Annotated in this window: 13 protein-coding genes; 10 read left to right on the forward strand and 3 right to left on the reverse strand. The window is 36.7% G+C overall.

Going from position 1 to position 17,027, the window contains the following annotated elements; translation table 11 throughout:
* The first annotated feature begins 186 nt into the window (after window positions 1-186).
* From ACZLXV_RS01700 to ACZLXV_RS01735, 8 genes are all read left to right on the forward strand, one after another.
* Complete coding sequence (locus ACZLXV_RS01700) at window positions 187-1,233, forward strand: ABC transporter substrate-binding protein (RefSeq protein WP_482382298.1); 1,047 nt, start codon at window positions 187-189, stop codon at window positions 1,231-1,233.
* 107 nt (window positions 1,234-1,340) lie between these two features.
* Window positions 1,341-2,309 (forward strand): ABC transporter permease, encoded by a 969-nt coding sequence (locus ACZLXV_RS01705; protein ID WP_022225739.1) that lies wholly within the window; start codon window positions 1,341-1,343, stop codon window positions 2,307-2,309.
* 8 nt (window positions 2,310-2,317) lie between these two features.
* Entirely contained in the window at window positions 2,318-3,133 is an 816-nt protein-coding gene (locus ACZLXV_RS01710) for an ABC transporter ATP-binding protein (protein ID WP_367335471.1), read from the forward strand.
* A gap of 156 nt (window positions 3,134-3,289) precedes the next feature.
* Window positions 3,290-4,036: a LytR/AlgR family response regulator transcription factor gene (locus tag ACZLXV_RS01715; RefSeq protein ID WP_022225741.1), complete on the forward strand. Its 747-nt coding sequence runs from the start codon at window positions 3,290-3,292 to the stop codon at window positions 4,034-4,036.
* A gap of 42 nt (window positions 4,037-4,078) precedes the next feature.
* Complete coding sequence (locus ACZLXV_RS01720; protein ID WP_022225742.1) at window positions 4,079-6,217, forward strand: EAL domain-containing protein; 2,139 nt, start codon at window positions 4,079-4,081, stop codon at window positions 6,215-6,217.
* A 244-nt stretch (window positions 6,218-6,461) separates the two neighbouring features.
* A complete protein-coding gene (locus ACZLXV_RS01725) occupies window positions 6,462-9,860 on the forward strand; it encodes a DUF6240 domain-containing protein (protein ID WP_482382299.1) in 3,399 nt (1,132 codons plus the stop codon).
* A gap of 49 nt (window positions 9,861-9,909) precedes the next feature.
* Window positions 9,910-11,304, forward strand: a complete 1,395-nt coding sequence (locus ACZLXV_RS01730; RefSeq protein ID WP_482382300.1) for a flagellin N-terminal helical domain-containing protein — start codon at window positions 9,910-9,912, stop codon at window positions 11,302-11,304.
* A 174-nt stretch (window positions 11,305-11,478) separates the two neighbouring features.
* A complete protein-coding gene (locus tag ACZLXV_RS01735) occupies window positions 11,479-11,955 on the forward strand; it encodes a flagellar export chaperone FliS (RefSeq protein WP_482382301.1) in 477 nt (158 codons plus the stop codon).
* 523 nt (window positions 11,956-12,478) lie between these two features.
* Here the strand turns inward: ACZLXV_RS01735 and ACZLXV_RS01740 are convergent.
* The 3 genes from ACZLXV_RS01740 to ACZLXV_RS01750 are packed head-to-tail and all read right to left on the reverse strand — an operon-like array spanning window position 12,479 to window position 15,125.
* Entirely contained in the window at window positions 12,479-12,898 is a 420-nt protein-coding gene (locus ACZLXV_RS01740) for an HIT family protein (protein ID WP_022225746.1), read from the reverse strand.
* 41 nt (window positions 12,899-12,939) lie between these two features.
* Entirely contained in the window at window positions 12,940-14,049 is a 1,110-nt protein-coding gene (locus tag ACZLXV_RS01745) for an SCP2 sterol-binding domain-containing protein (protein WP_367335458.1), read from the reverse strand.
* A 29-nt stretch (window positions 14,050-14,078) separates the two neighbouring features.
* A complete protein-coding gene (locus ACZLXV_RS01750) occupies window positions 14,079-15,125 on the reverse strand; it encodes a rhomboid family intramembrane serine protease (RefSeq protein WP_482382302.1) in 1,047 nt (348 codons plus the stop codon).
* A gap of 227 nt (window positions 15,126-15,352) precedes the next feature.
* On the opposite strand from ACZLXV_RS01750, the gene ACZLXV_RS01755 reads away from it, so the two are divergent.
* Both ACZLXV_RS01755 and ACZLXV_RS01760 read left to right on the forward strand, forming a co-directional pair.
* Complete coding sequence (locus tag ACZLXV_RS01755) at window positions 15,353-16,075, forward strand: hypothetical protein (RefSeq protein WP_482382303.1); 723 nt, start codon at window positions 15,353-15,355, stop codon at window positions 16,073-16,075.
* Window positions 16,059-16,790 (forward strand): helix-turn-helix domain-containing protein, encoded by a 732-nt coding sequence (locus tag ACZLXV_RS01760; RefSeq protein ID WP_022225750.1) that lies wholly within the window; start codon window positions 16,059-16,061, stop codon window positions 16,788-16,790. Before ACZLXV_RS01755 ends, ACZLXV_RS01760 begins: the two co-directional genes overlap by 17 nt.
* Window positions 16,791-17,027 lie beyond the last annotated feature (237 nt).

Here is a 17,027-nt window from a genome sequence, read left to right on the forward strand (position 1 = left end):
CGATTGCAATGGAACATATAAATTTTATAATATCATATATTTATTTCGCGGTCAAAAAATATAATGAAAAACTTAGTTTAAAATACGTATAAAAGCAAAGTTTAAAATGCGTATATACTTGACTTTACATTCCAATCATGGTTTACTTAATTATGTTTATGATATTATGAAAGATGAGGACACAACATGAAAAAGAAATTACTTTTATTGCTTACGGCTGTACTTGCAATTTTATGTATGGCAGGATGTGGTTCAGACAGAAATTCAAAATCAGGAAAGAGCGATGATAAATCAGGGTCAAAGACATACAAAGTAGGTATTGTTCAGTATGTAGACGATGCATCACTCAATCAGATTCAGAAGTCGGTTCAGGAAGAGCTTGATAAAAAAGGAGAGGAACTCGGAGTAAAGTTCAGTTATAAAGATTATACTTTCAACGGTCAGGCAGACCAGTCTACTTTAAATCAGATTATGACAGAACTTGTAGCTGACGGGGTAGACCTTATTATTCCTATTGCAACACCGACAGCGCTTATTGCACAGTCAGCTACAGAGGATAACCAGATACCGGTTGTATTTTCAGCCGTGACAGATCCGGTTTCGGCAGGACTTGTTTCAAGCATGGATAGTCCGGGAGCAAATATTACCGGAACAAGTGATGCGATTGACACACAGGCTATTATGAAGCTTATACTTAAAGCCAATAGTAAGACAAAGAAAATCGGTTTGTTGTATGACAAGAGCCAGGATTCATCAAAACAGGCTATAGCGGACGCTAAGAAATTCTGTGAGGAAAATAACATTGATGTGGTTGAAAAGACAGGTACTACAAATGATGAGGTGGCTCTTGCAGCAGATGCACTTGTGGCTGCAAAGGTTGACGCTGTATTTACACCGACAGACAATACCATAATGAAAGCTGAGCTTGCAATTTATGAAAAGTTTGCAGATGCTAAAATACCTCACTACACAGGAGCCGATTCATTTGCACTTAACGGAGCGTTTGCGGGTTATGGTGTAAATTACAAAGAACTTGGTACAGAGACAGCCGATATGGTAGTTGATATTCTTGTAAACAGTGCAAAACCGGGAGAGACAGCAGTAAAAACACTCAACAATGGTATCGCAACAGTAAATACAGAAATTGCTGAGCAGATTGGTCTTGATTACAGCGGTTTTAAGGATATGTGTGAAAAAGTTGTTGAGACAAAAACAGCAAAAGAATTTGAATAAAATTATGCAATGGAGCAATCCGTGGCATTTATAGAAGTATCTAAAATTTATTAAGATAACCCATATCAAGCACGCTTAGGCGTGCTTGATATGGCATGGAGGAAAAAATGGGCTCTATTTTTACTATTTCAATATTACAGAGTGCTTTGGAACTGGGCTTTATATATTCGCTTGTAGTTCTTGCACTTTTTGTGTCTTTCAGTATATTAAATATCGCTGACCTTTCGACTGACGGATGTTTTACGCTTGGATGTGCGGTCGCAGCCTCAGTGACTATTTCAGGTCATCCGATACTTGCGTTGTTTATGGCTATGGGTGCCGGAATAATTTCAGGTTTTATCACGGCATTTTTACAGACGAGAATGGGAGTTGAATCAATACTTGCAGGTATTATTGTAAATACGGGATTGTATACAATAAATATTGCTGCAATGGGATTTTCGTCAAATATGAATCTGTTTAAATGTGACAGTATATTTACACTTGTGAGAGATTTCATACAAAATCACATGGGTGCAGGTGCGGTTGAGATATTGGTAAGAAAAGGCTGGTATAAGCTTATTCTTGTTGCAGTTATAGTAATTATAGTGAGCGTGCTCTTAAGCGGATTTTTAGGGACGAGACTTGGTTTGTCAATAAGAGCGACAGGTGATAATGATGCGATGGTAAAGGCTTCAAGTATAAATCCTAAATTTACGATAACGGTTGGACTTTGTCTTTCAAGTGCCATGACGGCATTATCCGGAGGACTTCTCGCACAATACCAGAAATCCTGTGATATAAATCTTGGAACAGGTATGGTAACTATTGCCCTTGCCAGTCTGATAATCGGTGAGACACTTGTCGGAAAAGGTACAATGCTTAGAAGAATAATAGGTGTTGTATTCGGAAGCTGTCTTTATAGATTTATAGTTGCAATAGCAATAAGAATAAATGTTCCGGCAGAGTGTCTTAAACTTGTGTCTGCGATTATCGTAGCTGTTGCAATAGCATTTCCGTACATAAAAGAGAAGGCAAAGTTTGCAAAACATAAATATGCTGAGATTGCCAGAAGAAAGAAAGAAGGTGCTGTATAATGGAAAAGATGCTGGAATTAAAGAATGTATGCAAGACATTTAACCCGGGTACGGTTAACGAGAAAAAGGCATTGACAGGACTTAATCTTGTACTTGAACATGGTGATTTTGCTACCATAGTCGGAAGTAACGGGGCAGGAAAATCTACGATGTTCAATGCGATAACAGGTGCATTTTTTACTGATGAAGGCGCTATTATTCTTGACGGTGAGGATATAACATTTAAAAAAGAGTATTTCAGAAGTAAGGATATAGGTCATCTTTTTCAGGATCCGCTTCTTGGAACGGCACCGCATATGACTATAGAAGAAAATATGGCACTTGCCTATCTGAGGGCGTCAACTGGAAAAGCTGCATTTTTAAGCAGGATTTCCAAAAAAGAGAAACAGAAATTCAGAGAACATCTCTCATTGCTTGGCATGGGGCTTGAGGACAGAATGAAAAATCCTGTCGGACTTTTATCGGGAGGACAAAGACAGGCACTTACGCTTCTTATGGCGACAATGGTAACGCCGAAACTGCTTCTTCTTGATGAGCATACGGCAGCTCTTGACCCTGCGACGGCGGAAAAGGTGCTGAAATTGACAAAAGATATAATAAAAGAAAGAAATATAACATGCCTTATGGTTACGCACAATATGCATCAGGCACTTGAACTTGGAAACAGAACGCTTATGATGGACTCAGGACACATAGTCTTTGATGTGAAAGGTGAGGAGAGAGCGAAGCTGACTGTTGATGACCTTCTCAGAAAGTTCAAAGACAATGCAGGAAAAAGTCTTGACAATGACCGTATTTTATTATCAAGTGCCGAAAATGAGTGAAATGGTGAAAAATGTCGAAAACATATCGAAAAAGGGGGTTATATATAGGATATTATCTTTGAAAAAAAAGTTATTTTTTGGTAAAATTAACTATATGTTTTATTTGGGGTAAAAGGTACAGAGAGTTGTACTTAAAATGGGAAAGAGAGTGATGGGATGATAAAGATTGCGTTATGTGATGATAATGAAATCGAGAGGGGCATCCTGAAAAACGTCATTGAGGGATTATTAAAGGAAATCGGATATGGAGTACAGATATTTGAGTTTTCTTCAGGTGAAAAATTGCTCAGAAATTATTCAAGGGGCGATTATGAACTGATTTTTTTAGATGTCCAGATGAAACAGCTAGATGGCATTGAAACAGGAAAGGCAATAAGAGAAAAAGATGCACAGGTTGAAATCGTATATGCGACAAGCAGTGGGCAGTATATGAAAGAGGGATATGATGTTCATGCACTGGCGTATATGCTGAAACCGTATATGCTTGAAGAAGTCAGGGAAACGCTTGTGTATTATCTGAAAAAGTATGATGTTGAAAAGGAAAACAGCACAGCAGCGATGCTGGAAGTCACTATTCAGCAGAAGAAGATTTTTATAAGACAGAGAGATATTTATTGTCTTGAATCTATGGGAAGGGTTGTAAGTATTTTTTGCAAAAATAATGTATTTAAGGTATATGCCAGACTTGGAGAACTGGAAGAAAAACTTGATTCCGAGATGTTTTTAAGGTGCAATCAGAGTTATATTGTTAATATTCTTTGGGTAAAAGATATTGTTGATTATGATTTTTATATGCCGGACAATAAACTTGTTCCCATAAGAAAGAGAGACAAGAAGGAGATTATTCAGAAGTTTTATAATAAGCGCAATGAGACCGATACGCATATGGAAAAAGTTTTCTGATTCGTGAAGGTTAAAAAATACGCTTTGAAAGGAGGAGGCAGAATGTCAGAGAAAAATACAATACTTATCGTTGACGATAAGGAAGTAAATAGAGAATGTCTGATAAAGCTGTTGGAAGATGATTACAATATTCTTGAAGCGTGTGATGGGGAAGAAGCTATTGAAATTCTTGACAAAAATAGGGATATCATATCTGCCGTGGTGCTTGATATAATTATGCCGAAACTTGATGGTTACGGTGTACTCAATGAGATGTCATACAGGAAAATGCTGCCAAAGATACCGGTTATAGTGACTTCAGTTGACGGTGATGAAGCATCAGAGTTAAAATCGTTGTCACTTGGAGCAAGTGATTTCCTTGGCAAGCCGTATAATCCCATTATTGTTAAAAAGAGACTTCAAAATATAATACACCTCAAAGAAACAGCATCGCTTGTGAATTACCTTCAGATGGATACTTTGACAGGTGTGTATTCAAAGGAGACATTTTCTAAAAAAACGAAAGAAATTTTAAAGCATAGTAAAGATAAGAAGTATGCAATTGTGTATTCTGATATAGAGAACTTTCAGCTTTTAAAAGACTTGTTTGGAGAAAAAACAGGCGATAACCTTTTGGTGTTTATGGCGAAAGTGCTTAAACATTATGTAAATGACAATGAACTTTGCGGAAGAATAGAAAATGAACATTTTGTTCTTCTGAAAGAGTATGATAAGAAAAGTCTGCACAATGATCTTGACATCATAGTAAAGACGGTAAACGATTTTCCGGTAAATATGAATCTCAGGCTTAGATTTGGAATTTATCTTATTGATACCGCAAAGATGTCAATGCATGCGATGATAAACAGAGCAATACTTGCAGTTGACACGATAAAGGGCAGATATGGAAGGTATATCGCATATTATGATAAGGAAATCTGGGAAAAGCAGGTTCATGAACAGGAAATATTAAACTGTATGGAAGATGCGATAAAAGAAGAACAGTTTAAGGTATATTTCCAGCCGAAGTATGACTTGAATTCAGAAAAGGTTGCCGGTGCAGAGGCATTGGTCAGATGGGTACATCCGGAAAAAGGCTTTATGAATCCGGGAGAGTTTATACCATTGTTTGAAACAAATGGCTTCATAACGGAACTTGACAAGTTTGTATGGGACAAGACATGCAGTTATATACAGGGATGGAAAGAAAAAGGTTATCCTATTGTACCTGTGTCGGTAAATGTATCAAGAACGGACATATACAATCCTGATTTTATTGATATTATTATGGGAATTATCAATAAACATGGTCTGAAACCTGAGAATATACATCTTGAGATTACAGAGACGGCGTACACGGAAAATCCGCATCAGATAATCGAGGAAGTTAAAAAGTTAAAACTTCTTGGTTTTGTGATTGAGATGGATGACTTTGGCTCCGGATATTCATCACTTAATATGCTCAACGAACTTCCGATTGACATCTTAAAACTCGATATGGGCTTTGTTCAGGGTGACCTCAGCATGAACAGCAACAATATATTGAGTTTTATTATAAGTCTTGCAAAATGGATGGATTATGCGGTAGTTGCAGAGGGTATAGAGACAGAAGAACAGATACAAATGCTTAGAAACATGGATTGTAATTTTGTTCAGGGATACTATTATGCAAAGCCGATGCCACCGGAAGAGTTTGAGAGACATCTTGTTGAACACAGTATTTTAAACAACGATATGGAAGGTCTTGAGATGAACTTTTCTGATACTGAGTTCAGAAAATCTCCGGGAATTATGCTTATAGTTGATGACCTTGTTTTAAACAGAAAAATATTAAGTTCGTCATTTAGCAGATATTTTAAGACAGTCGAAAAAGAAAATGGTGCAGAGGCACTGGAATACATAAAAGAACATGCGGATGAGATTGATGTTATCATGCTTGATTTGGTTATGCCGGTTATGGATGGATTTACTCTCATGAAGCAGTTGAAATTGGAAAATAAATATTCGCATATTCCTATTATCGTAACATCGCAGGGAAATGACAAGAGTGTTGAAAAGTCATTTGCTCTTGGTGCAACGGACTTTGTTGAAAAGCCGTACAACCCAAGGATTATCATGCACAGAGTACAGAATGTCGTTATGGCATACAAGAACGCAAGAGCTGAGGCAAAGGAAAATGAGAAAAATGACAGTGTATCATAGTATGATGCAAGGGTCAAAAGCAGATAGCAATGAAGCAATCCGTGGCGTCAGTTGGGAGCAAAATATAGGACCGTTATACCATTATGTGATATAGCGGTTCTTTTTTCTGTAAATTATACATATTATACATGCAATCTCAAGATTTTACTGCTTTTAGCCGAAATAAAGAATAGGTGTTACTGTCATACAAACAGTGTGAACGGCAACGGATAAGTTAAAAGTTAAGATGAAAGGTGAGAAATCAATGAATGTTAATATAAGAGACATATATAACCGTTCAACAAATGTATCCGGCACTATGGCAGGAGTTTTAAAAGGTTCAATGCTTGCCATCGGCAGTAAAGGACAGGTTGTTCAGGGTGTTGTTTCAAAAGTTTCAAATCAGATTTCCATCAACTTTAACGGTGTTGAGGTGGCAATACCAAAGACCGCAGTACAGAATGCCAGGGAGGGCGAAACAAGAAATTTTAAGATAATGGATGTATCGAAAGATAATATCGTGCTGAAAGAAGTTGGAAACAGTGGTTTGACATCAAAAGCAGCAGTCGTTAGCCATACGACAGTGAGCTCAGGTGTAAACTCGGGAACTTACGGTTACAGGACAAGTGTTTCGGGAAACTCCGGCAGTTCAGACGCAGCATCGACAAAGTCTGAGATGAACAAAAATCTGGCGGTTCTTACAGGTGATGATTACAAATCAATGGAGGAGTCAGCAGGTTCCGTTGATAAGTGTGAGGAAGAATATGTTGACAAAGCTGTAGAGAAGATTAAACAGCAAAAACTTGACAATGAAACAAACAGAGAAGAAAACAGAAAAGCTGTTGATGAATTTGAAGAAGAACTTAAAAAAATTCAGGCTACAGGTATTCTTGATTCAAAGGCAGAAGCACAGTTGAAAAAGATTTTGGAAAGTTCGGATATTCCAGTTACGTCAGAAAATATTTCAAGAATTGTATCTGCCCTTCAGATGAGCAGTTCAGCTTTGAATATGTCTGATGATACAAAGGCGTATATTGTTGGAAACGGACTTACCCCTACAATAGAAAATATATATCATGGTCAATATTCGGGAAGTGATGCTGTAGATGGAAGTATATACGATACTGAAGTCTGGGAGCAGATTTCGTCACAGGTTGAAAGACTTATAGATGCAACAGGTCTTGATAAGGAAAGTACAATAGCTGATGCAAAATGGCTTTTTGCAAACGATCTTCCTGTTACGGCTGATGCACTTAGAACAATGTCTGTATTAAATGATATAAGTTCGGATATGTCAGTAAAAACGTCATTTGAACAGATATTACAGTCTGTAGCGGCGGGAGCAAGTCCTGAGCAGGCATCACTTGATATATCAGAATTTGTTATTGCAAGAAGCATAATAAACAATTTTGCAGTTATCACGGATGCTGATATATCGACAGCGGTAAAAGCAGCGGCTGGTGATATTGCTTTTACAAATGAAAAGTATTCAGGAAATGGTGTATTAAATCTTGAACTTTTAAGAATGGCGGCAGCCTACAATAAGACAAATTTGGCAGCAGCAGACATTTCTTCAAATAACATTCCGACTACGGTAGTTGAGGGAATGAGTGACATGCAGGTGGAACAGGTCATGGCAAAAAGATATATCGCAGAGATATGTCTCAAAATGACATCACAGTCTGTTATGAGCATGAGGCAGAAAGGAATAGATGTAAATACTGCACCGTTAGAGCAGATAGTAGAGGCGTTGAGGGATGAAGAAAATTCTGTATATACTGCAGGCATGACGGCTAAGGCAAGTGAGGGTGAACTTAGTCTGCTGCATGAGACAATGCAGAAGAAAACCGATATAGCAAATGCACCGGCATCACTTATCGGAAGAACGGTAAGACAGCAGAATCTGCTCACATTAAATGAACTTCATGCAGCGGCTTCAAGTGAGACGTATGGCAGACAGCAGTATGGACAGATTTATGAGATGGTTTCAACGCAGGCAGATGCATCTTATGGGGATTCTATTCAGAAAGCGTTTGCAAGTGTTCCAAATCTTCTTAAAGAGCTTGGCATGGAAGATACAAATGCGAATGAGAGAGCAGTAAGAATATTGGGCTATAACGGTATGGAGATTACTGAGGAAAATGTACTTTCAGTCAAGGAATATGATACTGTTTTAAACCGAGTTATTGATAATATGAAGCCGTCAACTGTTCTTGAAATGATAAGACAGGGTGACAATCCACTTGATACTTCGATAAATGAACTTGACAGCAAACTTACGGCTATAAATGCATCTAAAGATTTGAGTTCAGAAGAAAAATACAGTAAATATCTTTGGCAGCTTCAGAAATCAGGTGACATATCTGAGCAGGAAAGAGAAGGTTATATTGGCATTTACAGACTTTTGAATAATATTGAGAAATCCGATGGTGCAGCTATAGGTGCTGTGTTGCAGACCGACAGGGAGATGACGCTTGGAAATCTTCTTACAGCGGTAAGAACGATGAAAAACCAGGGAATAGATAAAAAGATTGATGATGATTTTGGAGGTCTTAAAGAACTTAATTACATGGCTTCATCAATAACAGAACAGATAGATACCGGATTTAATGCGGCGGATATGTCAAGTGACAGTTCAAAAGATGGGACTGACAGCAATGCATCACAAAAGGATAATACTGCGGGAAGATATTTTGATACACTTGTGTCCGATACATTGGATGAAATATCACCGTCAAAACTCAGTGAGATTTCAGATGGTGATGTTGAAAAGATGCTTGATACATCACTTGAAATGTTTGCACAGCAGGTAAAAGAAGCTGATACGGATAAAAATACGGAAAAAGCATATTATGATAAGAAAGCCGAAGATTTAAGGAATGTTGAGAGTGAGAGTGCCGAAGCTAAAAATATGCTTTCGGAGCTTGAGATACCTGCTACGATAGAAAATATTGAGGCGGCAGTGAATTATATAGAGAATTCATACAGTCCATTAAAAGAAAGTTATAAGAGGAAAAATGTGCTTGATGATGACGAGCAGGCAGAGTTCGATGAAGTTATAGACAGTGTGGCAGATGCACTTGGTTCTGAAGAAAGTATTCAGAAAAAATGCAAACAAGCCGAAAAATATATGGAAGATATATTAAACAAGTCATATGAAAAGCCGGATGCAGATTATGAAGATTTAGAAAAACTTAGAACACTCTCTAAGGGAATAAGCTTAAATATGTTTATGACAGAAAGAAGAAGTTATGATATTCCTATCAAAACAGGAGATACCATAACAAACATGAACGTTACACTTATAGCAAACGGTGATGAAAAAGGAAAAGTGAAGGTTAGTATAAGCGGAAATGATACCGACAGTGATGAATTCTCAGCTTTAGGTGATGTTAGTGTAGAACTTAAAGTGACAGGAGACGCATTGAAAGGTTATGTTTTTGCAGGGGAAAGACATGGCTATGAACTTTTGAAAGATTCATCAGAGATGCTTTTAGAGGGATTAAAGGCTGGTGGATTTGACGTAAAAAACATATCATATGGAATGAACAGAGTTTCAGGAACAGGTGGATTTGCAGTAGGTGAAAGTGATGCAGATACATCAAAACTTTATAAAGCGGCAAAGATTGTTACGGCACACCTCGTATCGGTGATTAAACAGTAAAAGATTGGTGTGACAGTGGGATATATCAAAGAAAGGAAAGGGAAACTTCATGAAAATAAATCATAATATATCAGCTCAGCTTGCAAATGTAAATTTAAAAAAGAATAATGACAGATTGTCATTGAGTATGCAGAAATTGAGTTCAGGTTACAAGATTACAAAGGCAGCAGATGATTCGGCAGGTCTTGCTATTTCAAATAAAATGCGTACACAGATACGTGCACTTGATCGTTCTGCACAGAACGCTGAGGATGGTGTTTCTATTATTGAATCAGCAGACGGAGCACTGGCAGAAATTCACAGTGTATTACAGCGTGTGCGTGAGCTTTGCGTGCAGAATGCAAATGATACATATACATTGGAAGACAGAAAGACATCGCAGGAGGAGATAGACCAGCTTATGGATGAGATAGATCGTATCTCAAGTACAACTGAATTCAATGGAAGAAGTCTTTTTGACGGTTCAGCATCAAGAACGGTAGCGAGTAGTATTGATGGAGTAAAAGCTTTGTCTGTATCGATGGAGGCAACAGCAGGGACATATACTATTACAAAGGCTGAAAGTGGAACATGCGGTAAAGTGGCTGGAGTTTTGAAAGGGGTTACATTCCCGGCTGCCGCTGATAAATCAATAAGCATAAATAGTGAAACAATTGCAATAAATAAGGGTGATTCGAAAGCTGATGTTGAGAAAAAGATTGTTTCAGCATGTTCCAGCATGAATCTTTCTTACGACACGGCAAAAGAAACTGTGACCTCTAATGTTGCAGGTTATGATTACTATGTACAAGTAGGATTTGCTGACGGAAGCAAATCTAAACTTGATGATGGAAGAGGAACGGATGCAAAGGTGGAATTAAAGACTGTACAAACCGGAGTGGGATTTACAGCAAATGCAAAAGTAAGCGCATCAGGAAATAAAATAAACATCATAGATAATGATGGATTTGAGATGAATGTTGAACTTCCGACAACTGATGGAAGTTCTAAGACATACAATAACATTGCTTTTGATGTCTATGATGCCGGATTTATGACAATTCAGATTGGAGCAAATGAGCATCAGACACTTGATATGGATCTTCCGACAGTTTCATGTGATGTTCTTGGTCTTAGAAATGAAGATGGTAAAAATCTGTTAAATGTTTGTACGAATTATGGTGCATCTACCGGAATTGCACTTGCCGATTCAGCAATCAGACAGATATCGTCATCCCGTGCAGAGCTTGGTGCATATCAGAACCGTCTTGAGACGACAGTTTCAAGTTTGAATGTATTTGGTGAGAATATGACAGAGTCAATGTCCAGAATTATTGATACTGATATGGCAAGTGAGATGACAGAATATACGCAGCTTACAGTATTACAGCAGGCATCAACATCAATGCTTTCACAGGCAAACAACAGACCTCAGACGATTATGAGCCTGCTTCAGGGAATGTAGAATTGAGATATTCCCAGTACAACGAAAATTAAACTTTTGCTATATTATGGTGTTTCAAATTATTACCGACAGTGTAAAAGCTGTCGGTAAAATTATATAAACAAATATAAAGCCGTTGGGGCCAAAAGGTATTTTGAGCCCTGCAATCATATAAAAAGAGAGGGTGATACAAAATTGACAACAGAAGAAAAGAGACGATTTACGGCAAGAATATCACAGGCAAACAAAAGCGAACTTGTAGTGATTGTTTTTGAAATGTTTGATTATTGCATAGAGCAGGCGGAGGAAGGATTTAAAAGTGGAGACTTGCAAAAAGCAGAGAAGTATCTGAAAAGTGCAAAAGGCTGTGTAAGTGAACTCAGAGGAAGTCTTGACCTCAAATATGAACTTTCTTACAATTTGCACAATATATACTCATTTGTAAATAAACAGCTCACGGCATCAATAGTTAAGAGAGAACCTGTAAATTTGGATAATGTCAAAGAAAATATGGGAAAACTTTGCAAGGCATTTGAAGAGGTGGCAAAACAGGATACGTCGAAATCAGTAGTACAAAATTCACAGCAGGTATATGCCGGACTGACTTATGGAAAAGGAACACTCAATGAGGTGTTTATGGATAATGAGGCGGCAAGGGGCTTTAAGGCTTAGTGGGCTTTTGATAAGTGAATAACGGACGCATGGGGAACGGACGCATGAGTAACGCAGGAAACGGTTATATATTTTTGCCCGGGGACGGCTCTCGCCTTGGAGAATGCCAGTAGCAGTACATAAGTCAGCATAAATACGCTGACTAAGTACTGACTGCCATTCAACACCCCTTGTCAAAGATATATAACCGTTTCCTGCTGTTTTCTCATAAGTATTCTACAGTATTACATTCATTTATCAAAATCCCTTATTTATTTGATATGCATTTTAGAAGTATAATAATTGTTTTATCAAAAATCTCTTATTTATTTGATAAGCATTTTAGTAGTATAATAAATGTTTTAAAAAATGAAAAAATGTAAACAGCAAAAATTGATATAAACTTTTCAGCGAATGGCGTTAGTATATCAGTCAGTACTTAGTGTGCGTTTTTTGCACACTTATGTACTGCTACTGATATTCTTCGAGGCGAGAGCCGTCCATGAGTCGGAAAGTTTATATCAATTTTTGCGTTAAGATTATCTTATATATTCTTTTTAATTTCTTCTGCAACTGTTTCTCCGTCTGTGCTTTCTCCCTGTTGCCAGTTAATGTTGATTTTATCGTCATTCATTCTTGGAATGAGGTGTACATGGAGGTGGAATACTGTCTGTCCTGCTGCCTCGCCGTTATTCTGGAGTACGTTTAAGCCGTCGTAGTTATATGTTTCTTTGATTGCTTTTCCGCATTTTTTAGCTATGGCAAATATTTTTTCACCGTATTCCTCAGGGAGTTCAAAGAGGTTTGCTGCATGTGTTTTTGGAAGTATGATGGCGTGTCCTTTGGCTGCCGGTGCGGCATCAAGAATTACTTTAAAGTCATCATCTTCATAGATTGAGTTTGTTGGAATCTGTCCGTTTGCAAGTTTACAAAAAATACAGTTGTCGTCGATATGTTTTTTCATTTTAAAAGCTTCCTTTCTTATTTTTTATAAAATTATAAAAGTTAAAAATTAAATATTCTGTCAAATGATTTGAGTATGTTAAAGTTGCCTTTAGCTGTGAGTGAACCCGCCATAAATGCATCCTGAAGACTTACCTCACCGGAAATTATTCTGTCTATAACAATGTGGTTTGATTTTATTGTGGCTGTGGCGTCCTCTTTTTCACCGTAGTAGCAATTTAGTTTTGAATTATCCATATCAAGGACGAGTGTACGATTTTGGTCTGATATAGATAGAGCAAATGATAATGCCATGCCTGGGATAGGATTAAAATGCGATTTAAATGCATTTATATATTCATCATCGCTGTTTGCTTTGTTTAAAATGTTTGAGATAAGAGCAGAGGTGTCAATATCGGACTCCTGATTTTCTGTACCTGAATTAGAGAAAAGGCTGTCTGAGCCGTTTTTTTCTACATCTGCCTCATTTGCTGAGTCATCATCCATGAGATTTTTAAATAACTGCGTAAGTTCTTCAATATCTTCTTTCTGCTTTTTTACATAATTGTCATCAGAGACATACATGGAAAGTTCCTCACTTTCCTGAGGTGTGAGTGTCATTGGTTTTACAGTCTGTGATGTCTCTATAACGGCATTGCTGCTTGATGGAAATGTGACTAATTTTTTAGTAAATGTGCGGTAAAAGTTCTCTGTTTTTTTCTCTATAAGCATTCCATAATTTGGGTCAGTCTCAAAATCTACTGAATTGCTGACGTATGCGCATATACCGTCGCAAGCTATACCACCAAGAATTTCCCAGGATTTTGTGATACTTTGCTGTGCTTCTTTTTCACCGTATGTAGTGGAGAGAACAACAGGCATCATATATATTTTTTCAATGATTTCTTTGTCTCCGTAAAGCCAGCAGGCATCGAGAAACTGTTGTAAAAGTCCGCCGATTCCAAACCATTCCACTGAAGCTGCAATAACTATGGCATCGGCTTCTTTGAGAGTTTTTGGAAGTACGGATATACCTCTTTTATCTTCATATAAATTGTATTTATTTACATTTACATTCAATTCATCAAAAACTTTTGAAATTTTGTCCATGACATAAATGGTAGGGTCATCTATAAGACCTCGTCCACCGTAATAAATATTTATCGTTGTCATAATTCTCCTCATTTCTATATATTAGGCAGTTATCTTGAAACATTTCTTTTTTCTTTGACTGTCCGTATTGAATAAATTATAAAGGAAATCAAAAATCCCGAAATAAAACCGCCTACATGTGCTGCATTATCTACACCCTGGCTAGAAAAACCACTATATAAGCTTAAAAATGCAATAAATATTATTTTTTTCAGATCAAGGTTATGCTTGTGAATATATTTGACTAAAATAATAGCAGTCATGCCGCCTATTATGCCAAAAATAGCACCTGATGCTCCAACTGACTGAACATAATTGTTTTTTGACATATTATAAAACATTGAAGTCAGACCTGCAATAATACCTGATGAAAAATAGACTATAATATAATTCATGCGTCCTATTGCAAGTTCAAAATAACTTCCTATAAATAAAAGAACAATCATATTATTGTATATATGGTCGATTCCTGCATGTACAAACATACATGTCAGGAGACGATAAAATTCACCGTGGTTTATGACAAGAGTCCAGTCAAGTGCCAGTTTATCACTTATGTCATCAGAACCGGGAGGCGATAAGATTGATATGACAATAAATATTATGACATTGAGAACAATAATTCCAATGTTCATAACAGCCAGCCGTACATTGACTTCTTTGTCAAAGATAGATGTGCTGTCATTTAAATCTGATTTTTTTGAAGTTTGAAGGAGCATATTTTCGATGGGTTCTCTAAGTACAAGAAAATCATCACATGCAGTTTCAAATATCATAAGTCTGTTTGCACACGGAACTATCCGCCAATAACTTACATCATTACTAAGTAGTCGTTTTATACAATTGTCATCATCACTTATGATAATGTATAAAAAACGGTATCGTAAACAATTATTGTTTTGGATAAAGTTTCTTATCTGTAAAGAAATATTCTCAAATTGTTCTTTGGTATATATATTTCCGGATTGTTCATCTACGGTTACTATAGCGAGTGTGCTTTCAGCACTCGTTTTTACGTTTAGAAAAATTCCGGGTATATTTAATGTTATTTTTTGATATTGCATCAGACTGAAAATTTCATTCAGTGAATTTATCATAAAAACAAAACGCTCCTTATCATCAACATATTATCTATAATAGCATAACAAACATGTATGGTCAAAAATATTATGGGACTTAACGCTGTCACTATTTGTTGATAAGCAGACGCAAATTGTCGAAAAATTAAGCTATATGACGCATGATTAAGGTGGAAAAGCTATTAGCGGCGGTTTAATATATATATGGTACCAAAATTGAAGATTAACATGATTGGAGGGAAAACATGACGTATTTTCTAAAAAATTATGATGGTGTGCTTCTGATGCTTATAGCAGGAGGAGTGACTATACTTATAAAAAGTGTAGTTGCATATATATATACGGGGCTTTTACATCAGGCACAACAGATTTCTACGACAAAGAATAAATGGATGCGCAATATGGTGTGCAAATATGAAACTACATATAAGATGAATCTTAAAATAAATGATACTAAAAGTCTGGTTCTTATGCAGATGAAAGATGTAAAATACGCAGGGATAAGTCTTTATAATTTGAAGAACACAGGAATTTACGGTTTTGCATTTACGGGAATAATCTATACTGTATATATGATAGGCGGATTTTATGAAAAGTTTAACAGAGAGTGGTACATAAAAATGTCTGCTGTTATGCTCATAGTAACCTTTGCAATATGGGTTTCTGAACTGTTTTTACAGTTAAATCAAAAGGATGAGTTGCTTGAGGCACAGTTATATGATTATCTGGAAAACACACTTGAACCACATCTTAGCAGAGGTGTTTTACAGACTAAAAATCAGGATGCAGATGGAAATGAAGCAATATCACAGATATCTGAAGATAAAGCGGCTAAAGAAAGCAGAGCAGAAGAAAATGTTGAAATTTTGGCAGGAAGAAATAATAAAAGTGAAGATAATGAATACGGGCAGGAAGAACTTGAGCTGTTCAAAGAAGTAATGGAGGGAATTTATGGAGAAGAAATATAGCATTTCAGATGCTTCAAGACAGGTTGAGGTTGAAAATCACGTTTTAAGATATTGGGAGGAGGAGCTTGGATTAAATATACACAGAAATTCCAAAGGGCATAGATTTTATACCGACAGAGATATAAAGGTGTTGAGGGATGTGAAGGATTTAAAAGAACAGGGATTTTTGCTTAAAGCTATAAAATTGATTGTACATGATATAGATAATATAAGAAAGATGAATCCAAATGAGTTGTACAAGCTTAGGGAGGAATTGAATCAGAAGGTACAGGAAGAAGAAGAAAATGTACCACGGAAAAATGCAAATGATAACGTCGTGGTTGCAATAAATCCATCTGCGGTAAAAACAGTGAGAACAAATGCAACGCATGAGATTTCGGCAGACTCAGAGGAAAAAATTAGAAAATTCGAGATGTTTTTGAGAAAAATGATAACGAAAGTAGTAGAGGAAGGGCAGAAGGAATCTGAGGAACGAATATCAGAGAATGTATCAACAAAGTTAATGAAAGAACTTAACTATATAATGATGCAAAAAGACGAGGTATCAGTACAGCAGACAAAACTGCTTGAGGAAATTCTGGACAAGCTTAAAAAGCAGGGGGTAGAAGAGGTTGCGGCAACATGCCAGATAAAGCAGATTAAAACGAAGGAAAAACCGGACAAAAAGAATAAAGAAAAAAACAAGACAAAGAGAGGGCTTAGAATTTTTGGATGAAAGCTGCATGGAAATAAAACAGTAAATAGTATCAGCCGGGGCAAAGTTTTTTGACCCCGGTAAAAAAGATTATCAGGTCTTCGTTTTTAGTGTATAATAACCTGAAATCAGGCAATAAAAAAATAAAATAAAAAAGTGCTGACTTGAAAAAGTAAATTCCAGTGCAAGAGTAAATTCCATTGGCTTTTAAATTTGATTGATTTTGTGGGAGGTTTTTTAACAAAATCTCCTGCTTTC

The organism is Butyribacter sp. (assembly GCF_056818865.1).

Coding starts and splice junctions, on each gene's coding strand:
- ACZLXV_RS01705 (WP_022225739.1), top strand. CDS start 1,341: ATGGGCTCTATTTTTACTATTTCAATATTACAGAGTGCTTTGGAACTG.
- ACZLXV_RS01710 (WP_367335471.1), top strand. CDS start 2,318: ATGCTGGAATTAAAGAATGTATGCAAGACATTTAACCCGGGTACGGTT.
- ACZLXV_RS01745 (WP_367335458.1), bottom strand. CDS start 14,049: ATGACAACGATAAATATTTATTACGGTGGACGAGGTCTTATAGATGAC.
- ACZLXV_RS01720 (WP_022225742.1), top strand. CDS start 4,079: ATGTCAGAGAAAAATACAATACTTATCGTTGACGATAAGGAAGTAAAT.
- ACZLXV_RS01760 (WP_022225750.1), top strand. CDS start 16,059: ATGGAGAAGAAATATAGCATTTCAGATGCTTCAAGACAGGTTGAGGTT.
- ACZLXV_RS01730 (WP_482382300.1), top strand. CDS start 9,910: ATGAAAATAAATCATAATATATCAGCTCAGCTTGCAAATGTAAATTTA.
- ACZLXV_RS01725 (WP_482382299.1), top strand. CDS start 6,462: ATGAATGTTAATATAAGAGACATATATAACCGTTCAACAAATGTATCC.
- ACZLXV_RS01715 (WP_022225741.1), top strand. CDS start 3,290: ATGATAAAGATTGCGTTATGTGATGATAATGAAATCGAGAGGGGCATC.
- ACZLXV_RS01700 (WP_482382298.1), top strand. CDS start 187: ATGAAAAAGAAATTACTTTTATTGCTTACGGCTGTACTTGCAATTTTA.
- ACZLXV_RS01750 (WP_482382302.1), bottom strand. CDS start 15,125: ATGATAAATTCACTGAATGAAATTTTCAGTCTGATGCAATATCAAAAA.
- ACZLXV_RS01740 (WP_022225746.1), bottom strand. CDS start 12,898: ATGAAAAAACATATCGACGACAACTGTATTTTTTGTAAACTTGCAAAC.
- ACZLXV_RS01755 (WP_482382303.1), top strand. CDS start 15,353: ATGACGTATTTTCTAAAAAATTATGATGGTGTGCTTCTGATGCTTATA.